This is a genomic window from Motilimonas sp. 1_MG-2023, from assembly GCF_030547455.1.
Classification (GTDB): Bacteria; Pseudomonadota; Gammaproteobacteria; order Enterobacterales; family CBDFNC01; genus Motilimonas.
This window is the reverse complement of sequence record NZ_JAUOPX010000105.1, coordinates 1-1,097: the sequence shown is the minus strand read 5'-3', so window position 1 is coordinate 1,097 and position 1,097 is coordinate 1. Positions and strand designations below refer to the sequence as shown.

Genomic DNA, 1,097 nt, shown 5'->3' with positions numbered 1-1,097 from the left:
CTTAATAAAAAATGTTTATATAAATCAGGCAGGTTCGCACCAATGCGTTGTTCGAATATGGCCAAATATTGCTTATCAATAACCCCACAGAAGTTAAAAATTGTGAACTTAGAAAAATCGTACATTATTCCTCTCCAATTTCCTCTAGTTGATAATCTGTATCTTTTTCAAAATTATAGTTATCGTTTTTACTTAGTTGACGATGAATAGACTGTCCACCAGAGGGAGAGTGCGAGACACCGGCATGGCCTTGGTTGTTTATTAACTGCATCACGCCTAAATTTGATGATGCCTCAATAGCAATCGCAAGAATATGTTATTTTTACAAAAAAATTAATTGTGATGTTACAATTGCGGAAAAATTAAAGACGAGCGCACGTATGAATATAAAGATAGCTTCAGCACCTTTGCTGCTCCTTAGTTTGTATTTTTCCCCTAACGCAATTGCATTAGAGGCTAGTGCAGAGCTAGTGAGAAAAATGGAAAGTGCTGAAAAATACTATGCAGCTACAATACAACCCATTGCCAAGGCTGACTTAGAGCTAATGCAGTCCGACCGCGAAACGCAATTGGCTCTCTTAACTGACATCAGGGATAACCGACTAGACAATAACGCTGAGGCGTTGTTGAAAAACAACGAGCTGATACCCTCTTGTTATGAAGCACTCCCTAAAAGTAAAGCTCAGAAACTTAAGCCATTAGCTGAAATAGTTCAGCAATTCAATAAAGCCAAAGTAATTGAAAATGAATTGAGAGCAAGCCTCTCATTAGTTGAAAAGTCCGAGCAAGCTATCGAAGATAGCCTTGGCAATATTCACCGTTATACCTATGAATCAAGTGGTATCGTATCATCAATGATGGCTTGCTCTATGAAGTTAAAAATGCACGTTCTTTTATCAAAACAGTAAGCATAATAATGGGTAAATCTAACTAGTTAAGAGTTGGTAACCTTTCACCAGCCCCCTCTTGAAATTTATATGTGATCCAAATCGACTGATCTAAAAATCGTGCTTGAAGGATTGATCCCTACCACTACTTTTAGACACACCACTAAGTAAGTACAATCACCATTGAGGTACTTATGAAAACAAATAAAC

At 37.3% G+C, this 1,097-nt stretch carries 1 protein-coding gene; it reads left to right on the top strand.

What is annotated here, in order from left to right; all coding sequences use genetic code 11:
* Nucleotides 1-380: 380 nt before the first annotated feature.
* Nucleotides 381-908, top strand: a complete 528-nt coding sequence (locus Q4519_RS21610; RefSeq protein ID WP_303515986.1) for a hypothetical protein — start codon at nucleotides 381-383, stop codon at nucleotides 906-908.
* The last annotated feature ends 189 nt before the right edge of the window (nucleotides 909-1,097 follow it).

Coding starts and splice junctions, on each gene's coding strand:
- Q4519_RS21610 (WP_303515986.1), top strand. CDS start 381: ATGAATATAAAGATAGCTTCAGCACCTTTGCTGCTCCTTAGTTTGTAT.